Source organism: Polaromonas sp. (genome assembly GCF_030680935.1).
Taxonomy (GTDB): Bacteria; Pseudomonadota; Gammaproteobacteria; order Burkholderiales; family Burkholderiaceae_C; genus Polaromonas.
The window spans coordinates 1-16,025 of sequence record NZ_JAUXUP010000010.1 but is presented as its reverse complement, the minus strand read 5'-3'; the positions used below and the strand labels follow the sequence as shown (position 1 = coordinate 16,025).

The window sequence follows — 16,025 nt, the reverse complement described above, 5'->3', positions numbered from 1 at the left end:
CGGGCCATTGCGGAACCCATGGAACCGCTTTTTTATTCTACAGCGCGTCAGTCGCGGAGCATGTAGGACAAGCCCTGACACTCGGATTGAGCCGACGCCATGCCAACCCTGCCCGCCAAGCTGTCAATCAGGCCTGAAAAAGCTGGCGGGCCGGATGCGCCAGCGCGCCCAGATGGCGGCTCGAATGCGCGCGCGGTCCACGCCGCTGACATTGTGTGCCTGCAATGCCAGGCGAAACGCCAGATAGAAACTCACGCCCAGGTTGAGAGCGCCTATGAGTGGAATGGACGCAACACACCACCAAAGCGCTGGCTGGCGCAATACCTCCCAGCCAAGGGTCGCGGCGGCTGCAGCCAGCTGGCCCGACGACAGCGTGACATGTCTCATTTCCAGCGACAATCCAAAAAATCCGGTGATCGGCGGGATCAGACCGAGCATGAAACCGAGCGAGATATTGGAAGCGAAGCCTGAAATATTGTCGCGCATGAAACCGGCCCAGCGCCGTGCGCGCGCCACGCCTAGCGCGCGTGTGATACGCGGGTTGTAGCGCATGCTGGATGCCAGGCGATACAGCACAAACCAGTTTTCAACCCAGCCGCCTATGATGCTGGCGGCAAACAGCACCGTGCCGGTGAAAGCGGCCCAGAGCAGCGTGGGTCCCAGCAGGCTCAGGGCGTTGAGCACATGTATCGCTTCCCGGGTATCGATCATCGGGCGGTCCAGCCCGAATTGCATCAGGCCGCTGATGATCACCACCACCGGCACCACGGTGAGGACGTTGCCCAACACTGCCGCCACCTGGGAGCGCACCAGATGGGTCACCTCGTCCACAAACTCGCTGACCGCCGTAACGGAACGCAGGTCCTTGAGTTTGGCTGCCATGGCGGGGGCAGTCATGGCGGGCTGTTTGGTGGCCAGCGTCAAATGCAGGAGCTGGATCAGTACGAAGCTGGCGGCAAACACCACGCTGGACAGAAAGCCACTCCAGAAGGCCGAAAGTGCCAGCGTGACCACGCCGAATTTAAGCAGTGTGGTGACGGCCGTCAGGGCGCCGCCACCGGCGGCTTTGCCCAGCATGTCAACATAGGCGGCGCGGTCGCGCGTGATGTAGCGCTCGCCGGTTTCGGCGCCGCGTTCGGCGACCTTGGCGGCCAGCAGCGTGGAGTTGGCGGCGATCAGCGCGCGTATGCTGCGCCGCTCTTCGGCCAGCAGCACCAGCCGCGCCAGCAGTTGCATGGCGCTGGCGGCGGGTTTGTCAGACAGCAGGCAGTCCAGCAGTTCGCGGATGCGCAAGATGCGCTCGCGCATCTGCCGCAGGCGAAACACCAGGCCAACCGATATGCCGTGCTCATCCAGGTGGTTGTATACCGACGCGGCCGCACTGCGGCAGGCGTCGAGCCGACTTTTGAACTGGTCCAGTGACAGGTGCAGGGCGCCGCTGTCCAGCCCATGCGCCATCAGCGCCGCGCGCAGCGCATCCAGATCGCTCGCCAGGCCGTGAAAAGGCCGCGTCTGCAAAGTGGCAGGGCTCATGCGCAAGCGCAACTCCGGGGAAAAACCGGTAGCAATGACCTGGCTGGTGCAGTAGGTCAGCGCCTCCAGCAGTGTGGCCTGCCAGCCCTGCAGAAGGCTGCGCGCGCCGGGCTCGGGTTCTTCGCCTGCGCCCGACGGGCTCAGCAGGTCACCGAGCTGCGTCAGCGTGGCCTGATCCAGCCGCTTGAGCCATTGGGCATCAAACGGTTGCGGGAACAGCAGCATGAACAATTCGGTAGCGTGAGTGGTTTCCGGCGTTCCGGGAAGCAACTTGTAGCGCAGGCGTTCGCCCACTTCGCTTAAAAATGCGGCGCGGGGCGCAAATCCGAAATCGGCCAGCAGCGGGGTGGCGTCCACCGTTTCGGTCAGCCTGCGCCACCAGGCTTGCAATTGGCTCGCAAAACCCGGCCGAGCCTGCGCCGCATCAATAAAGAGCCGTACCCGTGCTACAGATGCCTGCGCGTTGCCGCCGTCCCCGCGGATCCAGTCCATTGCGGCTATGAACCACAGATGCCGGCCCGCGAGCTCGGCCTGCGGATCAAGCCGGTCCAGCAGTTCAGTCAGCGTAAGCATCTGGCCTTGCAATGCTAGTGCAATACCCGGCCACTGCCCGGGGCAAGCCCGCTTGCGCCACCGGCATCCAGCACAAACATCGCAACAGGCGCTTCAAAACGCGTACCGTCCTCGGCCACAAAAAAGTAGCTGCCGTGCATGGTGCCCGTGGGCGTACGCAGGCGCGAGCCGCTGCTGTACTGGAAAGATTCACCGGGCTTGAGCAGAGGTTGATGACCGACCACGCCCAGGCCTTTGACTTCCTCGGTGTGGCCTTTGGCATCGCTGATGACCCAGTGGCGCGAGATCAACTGGGCCGCCACACCCCCGGTATTGGTGATGGTGACGGTATATGCGAAGCTGTACACCTCTTGCCCGGGCGCGGATTGTTCAGGCAGGTAACGGGGCAGGACTTCGCAGGAAAACTGGTATTTGGACATGGCTTGAGGCGGATTGGCGATCATGTTAACCGCACGCCACCGGGCAGAAAAAACGCGGGGTAACACCCATGGCGGGCGCTTGCTGCGACAATTCCGGCATGAGCCAAAAAACACCACCGGTGTACCGGATTGCCCCCTCTCTGCTGTCGGCTGACTTTGCGCGGCTGGGGCAAGAGCTGGAGGCGGTGATCGCAGCCGGTGCTGACTGGATCCATTTTGACGTCATGGACAACCATTACGTCCCCAATCTCACCTTCGGACCCATGATCTGCAGCGCCCTGAAGCCACACGCCAAAAAGGCCGACGGCACGCCGGTACCCATTGATGTGCACCTGATGGTGCAGCCGGTCGATGCGCTGGCCGCAGCCTTTGCTGATGCCGGTGCCGACCTGATCAGCTTTCACCCCGATGCCTCGGGCCATGTACATCGCAGCGTGCAGGCCATCAAGGCCAAAGGCTGCCAGGCCGGGCTGGTGTTCAATCCGGCTGCGCCGCTGGACCTGCTGGACTGGGTGATTGAAGACATAGACCTGATCCTGATCATGAGTGTCAACCCGGGTTTTGGCGGTCAGAGCTTCATTGACTCGGCGCTGCGCAAGGTCGAGCAGGCGCGCAAGCGTATCGATGCGTCGGGCAAGGACATCCGTCTTGAAGTCGACGGCGGTATCAAGCTGGACAATATCGCCCGGGTGGCGGCGGCCGGCGCTGATACCTTTGTGGCCGGCAGTGCTATTTTTGGCAAGCCGGATTACCGGGCGGTGATTGCCGGCATGCGGGCGGCGCTGGCCGGCGGCTGACAGGTGCCAGGTCCTGGCCTGGGTTGAACGGAAGAGCCTCATCATGAATCAAGCGGGCGAACCGGATGCATCGGACAAGCAGGGTCCGCCGGGCGGGACGGTTGAGCCACTAGAGCGGCGTGAAGGCGCGCGGGCGCGCGTTCTGGTGATAGAGGACAGCGAGGACATACGGTATCTGCTGGCGGCGCTGCTGCAGGACAAGTACGAGGTATTGGCCGCAGCGGCGGGTGACGAAGGGTTGCGCCTGGCCATGCGGGAGCCGCGTCCCGACATCATCCTGCTCGATGTGATGATGCCGGACATGGACGGATATGAGGTGCTGGAACACCTCGGTAGGGACGCACGTACTGCCGATATTCCGGTGATTTTTCTGACCGCGCTGGGTAGCGTGGATGAAGAAGAGAGAGGTCTGGATCTGGGCGCCACCGATTACGTGGCCAAGCCGATCAGCCCGCCCATCCTGCTGGCACGCATCAAGCTGCACCTGGAGCGCAGTATCAACGCCCGGCGGCTCAAGGATTTGTCCGAGCAGCTGTCCCGTTACCTGGCTCCTCAGGTCTATCAATCGCTGTTTGATGGTTCGCGTCAGGCGGAAATCCGCACCCAGCGCAAAAAGCTCACGGTGTTTTTTTCGGACATCAAGAACTTCACCGAATCGACGGCGCAATGGCAACCCGAAGAGGTCACCTTGCTGCTGAACAGTTATTTCGCCGAAATGTCGCAGATTGCCGCCGAGTACGGCGCCACGCTGGACAAGTTCATAGGCGACGCGATCGTGATTTTTTTTGGCGATCCGCATACGCTGGGGGTTCGCGAGGATGCGGTGCAATGCGTCAACATGGCCATTGCCATGCAGCTGCGCATGGGCCAGTTGCAGGCGCGCTGGCGCGAGATGGGTATCAACAAGGCGTTTGAGATACGCATAGGCATCAACTCGGGGTTTTGTGATGTCGGCAACTTTGGCAGCGCCCTGCGCATGGAATACACCATCATCGGTCGCGAGGTCAATCTGGCTGCGCGCCTTGAGCAGGCGGCCGAGCCCGGCGAAATCCTGATATCCAGCGAAACCTATGCGCTTGTCCAGCGCGAAATAGCGGCCGAGGCGCGGCCAGCGGTTCAGGCCAAGGGGTTTGCGCACCCGATCCCGGTGTATGTGGTCAGGCCGGGCGCCAGCACCTCGCCCGGGGCAGAGGACGTGTTGCGCTGCGAGCAAGCCGGCATGCACGTTGAAATTGACATGGCCCGCATGACGCCTGCGCAGCGGCTGGATGCGGCAGCCCAGTTGCGGGGCTTGCTGCAGACCCTGGAGCAGGCCCCCGCCGCAGCGGCCGCGCTGCCGGCGGCTGCAAAACCTGCTGCCGGAGAACCGGCCTGGCCCCTGGTGATTTTTGGCCTGGACACCGAATTGGGCTTGCGCCGTGCGATGGGTGTGAAAACCCTGTATGTTTCAATGTTGACGCGCTTTCAGGAAGGGCGCAGGGACACACCGGCGAAAGTTCGCCAGGCGCTGCACGACGGCGACACGAAAACTGCCGAGCTGCTCGTGCATTCGCTGCGTGGTGTGGCAGGGCAAATCGGCGCCGTCCGCGTGCCGCTGGACGCCGGGGCTCTGGAGCAGGCTATTCATGAGGCGCAGCCTCGTGAGGTAATTGAAGGTCTGTTGATGCCGCTGGAGGATTCGCTGGGCGAGCTGATGGCTGCGCTGGACGCGGGCCTGGCAACAGTAACGCCAGCGCCCTGACCGGTCTGCTGCACCGGGAAATACAAAAGTGCTGAATCCATGAAACTGCCTTTTCGCCCCACCATCATCACCGCCCTGAGTGTGGGCGTGGTACTGATTGCCGGGAGCATCACCGCGTCGTACCTGACCATCAACTCCCTGATTCGCGGTACAGAGCAGGAAGCGCAGACTCAGGAAACGCTGCTTTTCCTGGAGTCGGTGATTTCCGATTTCAAAACCACCGAGTCCTTGCAGCGCCGCTACCTGCTGACGCGCACAGATTCCGACCTTGCCCTCTACCGCCAGGCCAGCATGAAACTGCAGCAGGCCTTGCCCCAGGTGCTTGCGGTGCGTGGCGCCAGCGGGGAACTAGAGGACTGGCGAACGCTTGAAAGCGCGATGTCGGGGCGCATCCAGCTGATGGAGCGTGCGGTGGAAGTGGGACGTACCGCCGGAGTTGAAGCAGCTGCGGCGTTTGTTGGCAATGAACTGAACCGCAAGCTCAACGACGAGATAGCGGCGCTGTTGCCGCGTATCAGAAGTGGCGAAATCCGCACACTCGACAGCGCCCGGGAGGCGGCGCGCGAAAACGCGCAGAACGTCAAATACCTGATCGTCGCGGGCGGCGTGCTGTCTTTGGGCGTCCTGCTTTGGGCGGCGATCATGATTTTCCGGACCCAGGCCAAACGCCTGCGCGTTCAGGAAAAGCTGGCAGACAGTGAGGCGCTTGCCAGTGCGGTGGCTGAAAGCATGGCCGATGGTGTGGTGACGGTCACGCAGGCGGGTCTGGTGGTCAATGCGAACACTGCTGCAAGGCAGCTTTTTGGCTACACCCTGCAGGAGTTGCAGGGGCAACATGTCGCGCTGCTGCTGCCGGAGCGGTATCGGATGGCCTTTCGGGCCTTTTTTGAGTCGCTGGCCTTGCGACGCCCCGGTTTTCGGGAGTCTGACACCCAGGTGATGGGGCAGCGCCGCGATGGCAAGGAATTTCCCGTTCGCGCCTCGTTTGGCGATGTCAATGTGGGAGGCCAGCGGCTTTTCACCGCCATCATCCGCGACGTCACAGAAAGCAAACAGATCGCCGACGCGTTGCGCGACAGTGAGGCGCAGATGCGTCAATTGACCGACAACGTCCCCGCGCTGATCGCCTATGTGGACAGGGACCGGTATTTCCGGTTTCACAACAAGGCGTATGAAGAAGTATTCGGCCTGCCGCGCGCGAAGATTCAGGGGAAAACCATGCTCGAAGTCATGGGGCCGGCGCTGTATGCCGAAGTGAGCGAGAAGGTCGATGAGGTGCTGGCCGGGTATGCAGTGCGTTATGAGCGCGAGCATACAACCCCCAACGGCGAAAAGCGCGAATACGTGATGAGTTATTTGCCGCGTTACGGCGAAGAGGAAGAGGAAGACAAGGTCGTCGGGTTTTTTTCACTCGGCACCGACATCTCCGAGCTCAAGCGGATTGACCGCATGAAAAGCGAGTTTGTGTCGACCGTCAGCCATGAGCTGCGTACCCCGCTGACGTCCATTCGCGGGTCGCTGGGCCTGATCTCGGGGGGCATCGCAGGTGTGCTGCCGGACAAGGCACACAGCCTGGTGGAGATCGCCAAAAACAATTGTGAACGATTGATTCGCCTGATCAACGATATTCTGGACAGCGAAAAAATAGAATCCGGCAAGATGCAGTTTGAGCTCAGGCCGATGGAGATGCTGCCGCTGATGGAGCAGGCGCTGGCCGACAATCAGGGCTTTGCCGCGCAGCACAAAGTCAAACTCGCGCTTCAGGCGCCACGCCTGGCACTGCGCGTGAACGTGGACAGCGACCGCCTGCTTCAGGTCATGGCCAACCTCTTGTCCAACGCCATCAAGTTTTCGCCGCCGGAAGGCACCGTGCGAGTGATGCTCGGGCGGCATGCGGGCCGGGTGCGGGTGGAGGTCAGCGACGACGGGCCGGGTATACCGGAGGAGTTTCGCGGGCGGATTTTCCAGAAGTTCTCTCAGGCCGACTCATCGGACACCCGGCAAAAAGGTGGCACCGGCCTGGGGCTGAACATCGTCAAGGCAATGATGGAGCGCATGGACGGCAGCATTGCGTTTGCGTCCAAAGTCAACGTCGGGACGACTTTCTACTTTGAGCTGCCCGAGTGGCGCGAAGCGCCCCCGGTGACGGCTCCCATGGGGCTGGACGGCATCAGTCGTCCCCGGGTGTTGGTCTGTGAGGACGATCCGGATGTGGCGCAGCTGATCGCCATGATGCTCGACAAAGGCGGGTTTGACGCCGATGTAGCCCATACCGCAGCACAGGCCAGGGAGTGCCTCAAGACCGACAGTTATGTGGCCATGACGGTCGATGTGAAGCTGCCATATGAGAGCGGCCTGGAGCTGATTCATGCACTGCGGCAGGAGGCGCGCACGGCAGACATTCCCATTTTGGTGCTGTCGGTGACTGCAGCAGAAGCCAGGCAACACGCCAGTGCCACCCTGGCGGTTTTTGACTGGTTGGACAAGCCGATTGATGAGCGGCGATTGCTGGGCAGTTTGCGGCTGGCCATATCGGGCCGGGCGGGCGCTTCTGGATCGGACGTATGTGAGCGCTGAGCTATTGTTCCGGCCGGGCACGGGTGCATTTGACGCCGCCATCATCGACCTGGACGGCACCCTGGTGGACACCATGGGTGACTTTGTGGTTGCCCTGAACCGCATGCTGGGCGATCTTTCATTGGCGCAGGTGGATCGAGGCGTCGTGCAGTCACTGGTGGGCAAGGGCTCGGAGCATTTGATCCGGTCAATCCTGGAGTATGTGAAAAAAAGGCCTCCAGCCCATGCTGGTTGTGCGCAAGAAGCTATCAATTCAGGAGCAGGTGCCGATCTGTACGCTGCAGCCTGGCGCAGCTACCAGCGCCATTACCTGGCCATCAACGGGCAGCATGCCGATGTTTATCCAGGTGTGACCGACGGCTTGAAGCTGTTGGAAAGCCAGGGCCTGCGGCTGGCCTGCCTGACCAACAAGCCGATCGCCTTTGCGCGGCCCCTGCTCAAGTCCAAGGGGCTCGATGGCTTTTTCCTGCAGGTGTTTGGCGGCGACTCGTTTGAGCGCAAAAAGCCCGACCCCTTGCCCTTGCTCAGGACCTGTGAGGCGCTGCAAAGCCTGCCGGCCCGCACGCTGATGATTGGCGACTCCAGCAATGACGCCGCTGCGGCCCGTGCCGCTGGTTGCCCGGTGCTGCTGGTGACCTATGGCTACAACCATGGCGAGCCGGTGCGCGGCGTGGACGCCGACGGCTTTGTTGATACGCTGGCCGAAATTGATCTGGCCCGGATTGAAATAACAACGGGGCCTGCGCCCCGTTAGTGTTGTCAGTGGCTGGGGCCCGGTTCAGGCGGCCTTGCCGAGCAGCGCGTCCTTGAGTTGCCAGTCAGCGGGCTTGGAGCCAAGCCAGATGCGCATCAGCGCATTGAAAAACTCCGGCTCCTTGAACGGCTCGCCTTGTGGCACTCCCTTGACCGTGATGACGGTTCCGGTGCCGGGCACCCAGTCGATGGAGAAGGTTTCACCGGCCAGCAGCTTTTTCTGGTCAGAGAAAATTTGCCCCATTCTGATCAAACCCGGGATCAGCTTGGACATTTCCGTTTTGGGGGCGTTGTCGGTGAATCCGGCGGTGAAATTTTTCCCGAGCTCGTTCGAATCGATTTCACGCAGAAGAGTGATATGCAGCCGCTTGGGGCCGGGGGTTGCAAACACTTCTTCCGGGGTGGCGGCTTTTTTGCCCAGATACAGGCCGGCCGTGTAGACCTTGAACACGGCTTTGTAACGCACGCCCGCACCATTGAGCACCAGCTTGCTGCCGCGCAGATCAATGTTGTCCTCGAGTTTGACGCCACCCACTTCAACAGTGGCCGCAGTGGCCCCCACGGCCAGCAGGCCTGCAAGCAGGGCCAAGGTCAGTCGTTTGATCATCTTCATGGTCATCTCCTTAATAGAAATAGAACGAGCGTTCGTTTTGTAGCATTTTGTAAGCGAAATGGCGTAAGGGCAACAGGGTTTGCGAGTATGAGCCGATGCTGATCGATAAGCGCAAGTGGTTTGATACACTTCCGGCTCTTATGTTCATTCACCGCATCATAAAAACAGGTAGCAGCGACCGGGGAGCCTGGCCCTGGCGGGCCTGACTTCGCCGCCCCTTGAGGCCGCGGCCTCTGGCTTGCAGATGTTGATGCGCCCGCGCTGCCGTGCGGGCATCCCGGCCCCGCACACGGGCCTCGTGAATGAGGGTGATAGCACCAGAGGGTGTTTGTCACCGGCAAAAGGACACCACCGTGATCTCTGAACTTGAATTCAAAAGCCTTGCGCAGCAAGGCTATAACCGCATTCCGCTGATGGCCGAGGCCTTTGCCGATCTCGAAACCCCGCTGTCGCTTTACCTCAAGCTGGCCCACTCCCGGGACGGCGGAAAATTCAGCTTTCTGTTGGAATCCGTGGTCGGCGGCGAGCGTTTTGGACGCTACAGCTTCATCGGCCTGCCGGCGCGCACGCTGGTCCGGGCCAGCGGGTTTGGCGCCGATGTGCTGACCGAAGTGGTGCGGGATGGGCAGGTCATTGAAACCTCCAAAGTCAATCCGCTGGATTTCATCAACGATTACCAGAAGCGTTTCAAAGTGGCGCTGCGACCCGGATTGCCGCGCTTTTGCGGCGGCCTGGCCGGTTATTTTGGCTACGACACGGTGCGCTACATCGAGAAAAAGCTGGAAGCCTCTTGCCCGCCCGACACGCTGGGCTGCCCCGACATCCTGCTCTTGCAGTGTGAAGAGCTGGCGGTGATCGACAACCTGTCGGGCAAGCTCTACCTGATTGTGTATGCCGACCCAGCCTTGCCCGAGGCGTATGCGAGTGCCAAAAAGCGGCTGCGTGAACTGAAAGAGCAACTCAAGTACTCGGTCAGTGCGCCGGTGGTCAAGCCCACCCAGGGCTACCCGGCCGAGCGCGATTTTGCCAAGGCAGACTACCTCGCCGCTGTGGAACGCGCCAAGCGGCTGATCGAGGCCGGTGACTTCATGCAGGTGCAGGTTGGCCAACGCATCAAGAAGCGGTATACCGAGTCGCCCCTGTCCCTTTATCGCGCACTGCGTTCGCTGAACCCTTCCCCCTACATGTATTACTACCACTTCGGGGATTTCCACGTGGTTGGGGCCTCGCCGGAAATCCTGGTGCGCCAGGAGCAGGTGGAGCAGGGACAGAAAATCACAGTGCGGCCGCTGGCCGGCACGCGCCCCCGCGCTTCATCCCCCGAAGCCGATGCGGCGGTCGAGCAGGAACTGATCAACGACCCGAAAGAACGCGCCGAACACGTCATGCTGATCGACCTGGCGCGCAACGACATTGGCCGCATCGCAAAAACCGGCTCGGTCAAGGTGACGGAGGCGTTTTCAGTCGAGCGCTACAGCCACGTCATGCACATCGTCAGCAATGTCGAGGGCGTGTTGCTCGACGGCATGACCAGCATGGATGTGCTCAAGGCCAGTTTTCCGGCAGGCACGCTGACCGGCGCGCCCAAGGTTCACGCGATGGAGCTGATTGATCAGCTTGAGCCGACCAAGCGCGGCGTGTACGGCGGCGCCTGCGGCTACCTCAGTTATGCCGGCGACATGGATGTGGCGATTGCGATCCGCACCGGTGTGATCAAGGACCAGATGCTTTACGTGCAGGCGGCGGCCGGCGTGGTGGCCGACTCGGTGGCCGAGCTGGAGTGGAAAGAGACCGAAGCCAAGGCGCGGGCCTTGTTGCGTGCCTCTGAGCTGGTTGAAGAAGGTCTGGAGTAAATCATGAGCGGCAAACTCAAACTGTTGATGATCGACAACTACGACTCCTTCACCTACAACATCGTCCAGTATTTTGGCGAACTCGGTGCCGAGGTCGAGGTGTTCCGCAACGACGAAATCACCGTTGAAGGCATTGCCGAACGCGCGCCGGACCTACTGGTGGTCTCACCCGGCCCCTGTTCCCCGGCGGAAGCCGGTATTTCGGTGGCGGCCATCCAGCACTTTGCCGGCAAGCTGCCGATCCTGGGCGTCTGCCTGGGTCACCAGGCGGTGGGTGCGGCCTTTGGCGGCAAGATCGTCCGGGCACAGCAGCTGATGCACGGCAAGACCAGCGTGATCAGCACCACGCGGCAGGGCGTGTTCGCCGACCTGCCGGCGCAGTTCACCGTCAACCGCTACCACTCGCTGGCAATAGAGAAAGCGTCCTGCCCCGAGGTGCTGGCCGTCACGGCCTGGACCGACGACGGAGAAATCATGGGTGTGCGCCACAAGGAGCTTCCGATTCAGGGCGTGCAGTTTCACCCGGAATCCATCCTCACTGAGCACGGCCACGCCATGCTGAAGAACTTTCTGGTGCAGGCCGCATGAAAATTGCTATAAATTTAGTAGCTGCTCGCGCCTGCTGCTTATGAGCTGGAGGCCAAAATGATGGTTGATCTGCGCAGTGACACCGTGACCCGGCCCACAGCGGCCATGCGTGCGGCCATGCTGGGAGCCCCGCTGGGCGACGACGTGTTCGGCGCTGACCCCAGCGTCAATGCCTTGCAGGAAAAAATCGCCGGCATGCTGGGGTTTGAAGCGGCCCTGTTTGTGCCCACCGGCACCCAGAGCAACCTGTGCGCCATCCTGGCCCATTGCCAGCGCGGTGACGAGTACATCGTGGGGCAAATGGCGCACTGCTATCGCTGGGAAGGTGGCGGCGCCGCGGTGTTTGGCAGCGTGCAGCCTCAGCCGCTGAATCACCAGCCCGACGGCACGCTGGCCCTGGCCGACATCGAAGCGGCCATCAAGCCGGATGATGCACACTTTGCGCGGACCCGGCTGCTGGCGCTGGAGAACACTCTGGGCGGCAAATTGTTGCCCTTCGACTATGTGAAGCAGGCCACGGCGCTGGCAAAAAGCAAAGACTTGAGCCGCCATCTGGATGGCGCGCGACTTTTTAATGCCGCCGTGGCGCAGGCCGCGCAAACCGGCAGCAACCCGCTGGATGAGGCACGGCGTATCGCGCAGTGTTTTGACAGCGTTTCGGTGTGTTTCAGCAAGGGCCTCGGCGCCCCGGTTGGCTCTGCCCTGTGCGGCTCACGCGAATTCGTCGCCCGCGCGCATCGCATCCGAAAGATGGCCGGCGGCGGTATGCGGCAGGCGGGCCTGCTGGCCGCGGCGGCTTCGTACGCCCTGGATCACCATGTGAATCGTCTGGCGCAGGATCATGCGCTGGCCCGCCATCTGGCAGATGGCCTGGCTGGTATCGAGGGCCTGCAGGTCGAGGCACCGCAAACCAATATCGTGTTTGTGGACTTGACGGGTGAGGCCAGGGCGCAGTCGGCCGCACTGCTCAAACACCTGGCGGGTCAGGGTATTGAGGCGACGGGGCTTTACCGCCTGCGTTTCGTCACCCACCTGGATGTGGACACTGGCGGCGTGGACCGCGCTGTCGCCGCCATTCGGAAATTCTTCAAAGCTTGAGGAGCAAGCCGTGCCCGACTTTCAGCATCTTCTGCTTTTCATCGCCGCTGGCTGGTTGCTTAACCTGACGCCGGGTCCCGATGTGCTCTACATCGTGACCCACTCCCTGCGCTCCGGCGCACGTGCGGGTGTCGTGGCCGGCTTGGGCATCACGGCGGGCTGTTTTGTCCACATCTTCGCGGCTGCAGTCGGTGTCGGTGCGTTGCTGGCCGCTTCTAGCGCGGCGTTCATGGTGCTCAAGTGGCTGGGCGCGGCCTACCTGCTGTGGACAGGCATCAAGATCCTGTTTTCCAGGCGCCCGCAGGCGAGCACCGACCTGAGAGCAGTGGCCGCCAGCGAACCGCAGCGCCCGCTCAAGGAGGTGTTTGTTGGCGGGTTCTGGACGAATGTGCTCAATCCCAAGGTGGCGATTTTTTTTCTGGCCTTTGTGCCGCAGTTCATAACGCCCGACGCCGCCAACCCGGCGCTGGCTTTTGCGCTGCTGGGCATGTTGTTCAACCTCAACGCCATCCCTGTCAATGTGGGCTGGGCCCTGGCCGCCGCGTGGATGGCCAGGCGCGATGCGGTACAGCGGGGCATGCACTGGCTGGACCGCGCCGCCGGCCTGATGTTCATCGGGTTTGGCATCAAGCTGGCGCTGACCGACAATCCCACCGACTAAATCAAGAGACAAGAGAAGAGCACGACATGCCCATGAGCAACAAAATCACGCCCCAGGAAGCGCTGCAGCGCACGATTGAACACCGCGAGATCTTCCACGACGAGATGCTCAAGATCATGCGCCTGATCATGAGCGGCGAGCTCTCGCCCGTCATGATGGCCGCGCTGATCACCGGCTTGCGCGTCAAGAAGGAAACCATCGGCGAAATCACCGCGGCGGCGCAGGTGATGCGTGAGTTTTCCACCAAGGTCCACGTGGCCGACAAGACGCACCTGGTGGACATCGTCGGCACCGGCGGCGACGGTTCGCACACCTTCAACATCTCGACCTGCTCGATGTTTGTCGCGGCGGCGGCCGGCGCCAAGGTCAGCAAACATGGCGGACGCAGCGTCAGCAGCAAGTCCGGCAGCGCCGACGTGCTCGAAGCCCTGGGCATCAACATCAACCTGAAGCCCGAGGCGATTGCCCAATGCATCGCGGATGTCGGCGTCGGCTTCATGTTTGCGCCGAATCACCATCCGGCGATGAAAAATGTCGCGCCTGTCCGCAAGGAGCTCGGCGTACGCACCATCTTCAACATCCTCGGGCCGCTGACCAACCCGGCCGACGCGCCCAACATCCTGATGGGCGTGTTCCACCCCGACCTGGTCGGCATCCAGGTGCGTGCCTTGCAGCGCCTGGGCGCCGAACATGCGCTGGTGGTTTACGGCAAGGACGGCATGGACGAGGTGTCGCTGGGTGCAGCCACCGTGGTCGGCGAGCTCAAGGGCGGTGAAATCACCGAATACGAGATTCATCCCGAGGACTTCGGCCTGGCCATGGCCAGCAACCGCACGCTGCGGGTGGAAACGCCCGAGCAGTCGATGGCCATGCTCAAGGGGGTGCTGAACAAGGAGCCCGGCGCAGCGCGCGACATCGTGATCCTCAATGCCGGCGCCGCGCTGTATGCCGCCAATGTCGCCGACAGCATGAAAGCCGGCATCGCGCTGGCGCGAGAGGCCATCGATTCCGGCGCGGCCCAGGGCAAGCTGGACCAGCTGGTTGCCACCTCCCAAGCCCTGGCGGCCTGAACCATGTCCGACATCCTCAACAAGATTGTTGCCGTCAAGCACCAGGAAGTGGCCGCGGCGACGCGCCGCAAACCACTGGATGCGGTGCGTTTCGATGCCGAATCGCGGGTGCTGACGCGGGACTTCGCCGGCGCCCTGCGCGCCAAACTCGCCGCCGGCAAGCCCGCGGTGATCGCCGAGGTCAAGAAGGCCAGCCCTTCCAAAGGCGTGTTGCGGCCTGATTTTATTCCGGCGGATATTGCTCAAAGCTATGCGGAGCATGGGGCTGCTTGCTTGTCAGTACTTACTGACAAGGATTTTTTCCAGGGCAGCGTCGATTACCTGAAGCAGGCGAGGGCGTCCTGCGACCTGCCGGTATTGCGCAAGGACTTTATTGTCGATCCCTACCAGGTCTATGAGTCGCGTGTCATGGGCGCGGACTGCATCCTCTTGATCGCCGCCTGCCTGGACGATGAGCAAATGCAATCGCTGGAGGCGTTGGCCCTGTCGCTGGACATGGCTGTGCTGGTGGAGGTGCACAACCGCGTCGAGCTGGAGCGTGCACTCAAGCTCAAGACGCCCTTGCTGGGCATCAATAACCGCAACCTGCAGACCTTCGAGGTGTCGCTGGATACCACGCTGAGCCTGCTGCAGGACGTTCCGGCCGACCGCCTGCTGGTGACTGAGTCCGGCATCACGACCCCGGCCGATGTGGCGCGGTTGCGCGGGGCCGGGGTCAACGCCTTCCTGGTCGGCGAGGCCTTCATGCGCGCCGAGGATCCCGGCGTTGCGCTTGCGGCCCTGTTTCCCGACGCTATAAATTAAATAGCTGCTTGCGCTTATGTCACAAGGGCTACAGGCCGATTTGGCCTTTGAAAACCTGCCAAAACCGCTCCCCGAAGGCCCAGGGCACGGCCGGCATCTGTCCCGCTGGAACCCGGCCGACTGGCCGCTGGCCGCTGACTGGGCGCCGGTTGTCGGCCGGTTTTTGGCCAGTCAGGCTGGCCAGCAACTGGGTGCCTTTATGGAGCGGCGACTGGCCGCCGGCGCAGTCGTCTATCCGCCCCAGCCGTTTCGGGCCTTGGCCCTGACGCCACTGGCCGATGTGCGTGTCGTGATTCTGGGTCAGGACCCCTACCATGGCCCCGGGCAGGCCCAGGGACTCGCTTTTTCGGTGCCTGACGGCGTCAGGCCGCCGCCCAGCCTGCGCAACATCTTCAAGGAGCTGGTTCGGGATCTGGCCGTCGATACCGAACCACACAGCGGTGGATCGCTGGAACGCTGGGCTGGCCAGGGGGTGTTGCTGCTCAACACCAGCCTGACCGTGGAAGAAGGCCAGGCCGCCAGCCATTCCAGACAGGGCTGGGAAGTGCTGACCGACCTGCTCATGGCTGCGGTGGCAGCCAAGCCCGAGCCGGTGGTGTTCATGCTCTGGGGCGCCCACGCGCAGACCAAACAGGCGCTGATTCCTGCGCGGCACCTGGTGCTGACGGCTAATCACCCTTCGCCGCTGTCGGCTTTGCGTCCGCCCGTGCCCTTCATTGGCTGTGGGCATTTCAGCGCTGCCAACCTCTTTTTGCAGGGGCAGGGGCAGAGCCGTATTCACTGGTAAGCACTTGTTGTTCAGGATTGCCGGATGTCAAATTTCCATGGCATAATCTGAGGTTCGCCAAAGGAGAGGTGGCCGAGTGGTTAATGGCAGCAGACTGTAAATCTGCCCTCTAACGAGTACGCTGGTTCGAATCCAGCCCTCTCCACCAGCGATAAATT

The 16,025-nt window shown here is 62.1% G+C and carries 14 protein-coding genes and 1 tRNA gene; 12 read left to right on the top strand and 3 right to left on the bottom strand.

Annotated features, from left to right (window positions below; genetic code table 11):
• Positions 1 to 123: 123 nt before the first annotated feature.
• Entirely contained in the window at positions 124 to 2,106 is a 1,983-nt protein-coding gene (locus tag Q8L50_RS02925) for a site-specific recombinase (protein WP_305347152.1), read from the bottom strand.
• A 14-nt stretch (positions 2,107 to 2,120) separates the two neighbouring features.
• Positions 2,121 to 2,525, bottom strand: a complete 405-nt coding sequence (apaG, locus tag Q8L50_RS02920; RefSeq protein WP_305347193.1) for a Co2+/Mg2+ efflux protein ApaG — start codon at positions 2,523 to 2,525, stop codon at positions 2,121 to 2,123.
• A gap of 98 nt (positions 2,526 to 2,623) precedes the next feature.
• Between apaG and rpe the strand changes: the two genes are divergently transcribed.
• The 4 genes from rpe (at position 2,624) to Q8L50_RS02900 (ending at position 8,394) form a co-directional block, all read left to right on the top strand.
• Positions 2,624 to 3,322 (top strand): ribulose-phosphate 3-epimerase, encoded by a 699-nt coding sequence (gene rpe, locus Q8L50_RS02915; RefSeq protein WP_305347151.1) that lies wholly within the window; start codon positions 2,624 to 2,626, stop codon positions 3,320 to 3,322.
• A gap of 43 nt (positions 3,323 to 3,365) precedes the next feature.
• Entirely contained in the window at positions 3,366 to 5,063 is a 1,698-nt protein-coding gene (locus tag Q8L50_RS02910) for an adenylate/guanylate cyclase domain-containing protein (RefSeq protein ID WP_305347150.1), read from the top strand.
• Positions 5,064 to 5,102: 39 nt separating this feature from the next.
• Positions 5,103 to 7,640, top strand: a complete 2,538-nt coding sequence (locus tag Q8L50_RS02905) for a PAS domain S-box protein (protein WP_305347149.1) — start codon at positions 5,103 to 5,105, stop codon at positions 7,638 to 7,640.
• A gap of 73 nt (positions 7,641 to 7,713) precedes the next feature.
• The gene (locus tag Q8L50_RS02900; protein ID WP_370869738.1) at positions 7,714 to 8,394 is read left to right on the top strand and encodes an HAD-IA family hydrolase; all 681 of its coding nucleotides are present in this window, start codon (positions 7,714 to 7,716) and stop codon (positions 8,392 to 8,394) included.
• A 24-nt stretch (positions 8,395 to 8,418) separates the two neighbouring features.
• Here Q8L50_RS02900 and Q8L50_RS02895 read toward each other — a convergent pair whose 3' ends face one another.
• Complete coding sequence (locus Q8L50_RS02895; protein WP_305347147.1) at positions 8,419 to 9,006, bottom strand: chalcone isomerase family protein; 588 nt, start codon at positions 9,004 to 9,006, stop codon at positions 8,419 to 8,421.
• A gap of 353 nt (positions 9,007 to 9,359) precedes the next feature.
• On the opposite strand from Q8L50_RS02895, the gene trpE reads away from it, so the two are divergent.
• The 8 genes from trpE to Q8L50_RS02855 all read left to right on the top strand — a co-directional run bounded on the left by trpE (position 9,360) and on the right by Q8L50_RS02855 (position 16,015).
• A complete protein-coding gene (gene trpE, locus Q8L50_RS02890; RefSeq protein ID WP_305347146.1) occupies positions 9,360 to 10,859 on the top strand; it encodes an anthranilate synthase component I in 1,500 nt (499 codons plus the stop codon).
• 3 nt (positions 10,860 to 10,862) lie between these two features.
• Positions 10,863 to 11,447, top strand: coding sequence for an aminodeoxychorismate/anthranilate synthase component II (locus Q8L50_RS02885; protein ID WP_305347145.1), 585 nt, complete (start codon positions 10,863 to 10,865; stop codon positions 11,445 to 11,447).
• Between the two features lie 57 nt (positions 11,448 to 11,504).
• A complete protein-coding gene (gene ltaE / locus Q8L50_RS02880; RefSeq protein ID WP_305347144.1) occupies positions 11,505 to 12,545 on the top strand; it encodes a low-specificity L-threonine aldolase in 1,041 nt (346 codons plus the stop codon).
• Between the two features lie 10 nt (positions 12,546 to 12,555).
• Complete coding sequence (locus Q8L50_RS02875) at positions 12,556 to 13,206, top strand: LysE family translocator (RefSeq protein ID WP_305347143.1); 651 nt, start codon at positions 12,556 to 12,558, stop codon at positions 13,204 to 13,206.
• Positions 13,207 to 13,232: 26 nt separating this feature from the next.
• The gene (gene trpD / locus Q8L50_RS02870) at positions 13,233 to 14,276 is read left to right on the top strand and encodes an anthranilate phosphoribosyltransferase (protein WP_305347142.1); all 1,044 of its coding nucleotides are present in this window, start codon (positions 13,233 to 13,235) and stop codon (positions 14,274 to 14,276) included.
• Between the two features lie 3 nt (positions 14,277 to 14,279).
• Entirely contained in the window at positions 14,280 to 15,080 is an 801-nt protein-coding gene (gene trpC / locus Q8L50_RS02865) for an indole-3-glycerol phosphate synthase TrpC (RefSeq protein ID WP_305347141.1), read from the top strand.
• Positions 15,081 to 15,096: 16 nt separating this feature from the next.
• Complete coding sequence (locus tag Q8L50_RS02860; protein ID WP_305347140.1) at positions 15,097 to 15,867, top strand: uracil-DNA glycosylase; 771 nt, start codon at positions 15,097 to 15,099, stop codon at positions 15,865 to 15,867.
• Between the two features lie 62 nt (positions 15,868 to 15,929).
• Positions 15,930 to 16,015: transfer RNA gene (locus Q8L50_RS02855), tRNA-Tyr, on the top strand.
• The last annotated feature ends 10 nt before the right edge of the window (positions 16,016 to 16,025 follow it).

Bases quoted from the DNA above. Each gene is read 5' to 3' on its own strand.
- Q8L50_RS02860 (WP_305347140.1), top strand. From the start codon at position 15,097: ATGTCACAAGGGCTACAGGCCGATTTGGCCTTTGAAAACCTGCCAAAA.
- Q8L50_RS02905 (WP_305347149.1), top strand. From the start codon at position 5,103: ATGAAACTGCCTTTTCGCCCCACCATCATCACCGCCCTGAGTGTGGGC.
- trpD (WP_305347142.1), top strand. From the start codon at position 13,233: ATGCCCATGAGCAACAAAATCACGCCCCAGGAAGCGCTGCAGCGCACG.
- Q8L50_RS02885 (WP_305347145.1), top strand. From the start codon at position 10,863: ATGAGCGGCAAACTCAAACTGTTGATGATCGACAACTACGACTCCTTC.
- Q8L50_RS02910 (WP_305347150.1), top strand. From the start codon at position 3,366: ATGAATCAAGCGGGCGAACCGGATGCATCGGACAAGCAGGGTCCGCCG.
- apaG (WP_305347193.1), bottom strand. From the start codon at position 2,525: ATGTCCAAATACCAGTTTTCCTGCGAAGTCCTGCCCCGTTACCTGCCT.
- ltaE (WP_305347144.1), top strand. From the start codon at position 11,505: ATGATGGTTGATCTGCGCAGTGACACCGTGACCCGGCCCACAGCGGCC.
- Q8L50_RS02895 (WP_305347147.1), bottom strand. From the start codon at position 9,006: ATGAAGATGATCAAACGACTGACCTTGGCCCTGCTTGCAGGCCTGCTG.
- rpe (WP_305347151.1), top strand. From the start codon at position 2,624: ATGAGCCAAAAAACACCACCGGTGTACCGGATTGCCCCCTCTCTGCTG.
- Q8L50_RS02925 (WP_305347152.1), bottom strand. From the start codon at position 2,106: ATGCTTACGCTGACTGAACTGCTGGACCGGCTTGATCCGCAGGCCGAG.
- Q8L50_RS02900 (WP_370869738.1), top strand. From the start codon at position 7,714: ATGGGTGACTTTGTGGTTGCCCTGAACCGCATGCTGGGCGATCTTTCA.
- trpC (WP_305347141.1), top strand. From the start codon at position 14,280: ATGTCCGACATCCTCAACAAGATTGTTGCCGTCAAGCACCAGGAAGTG.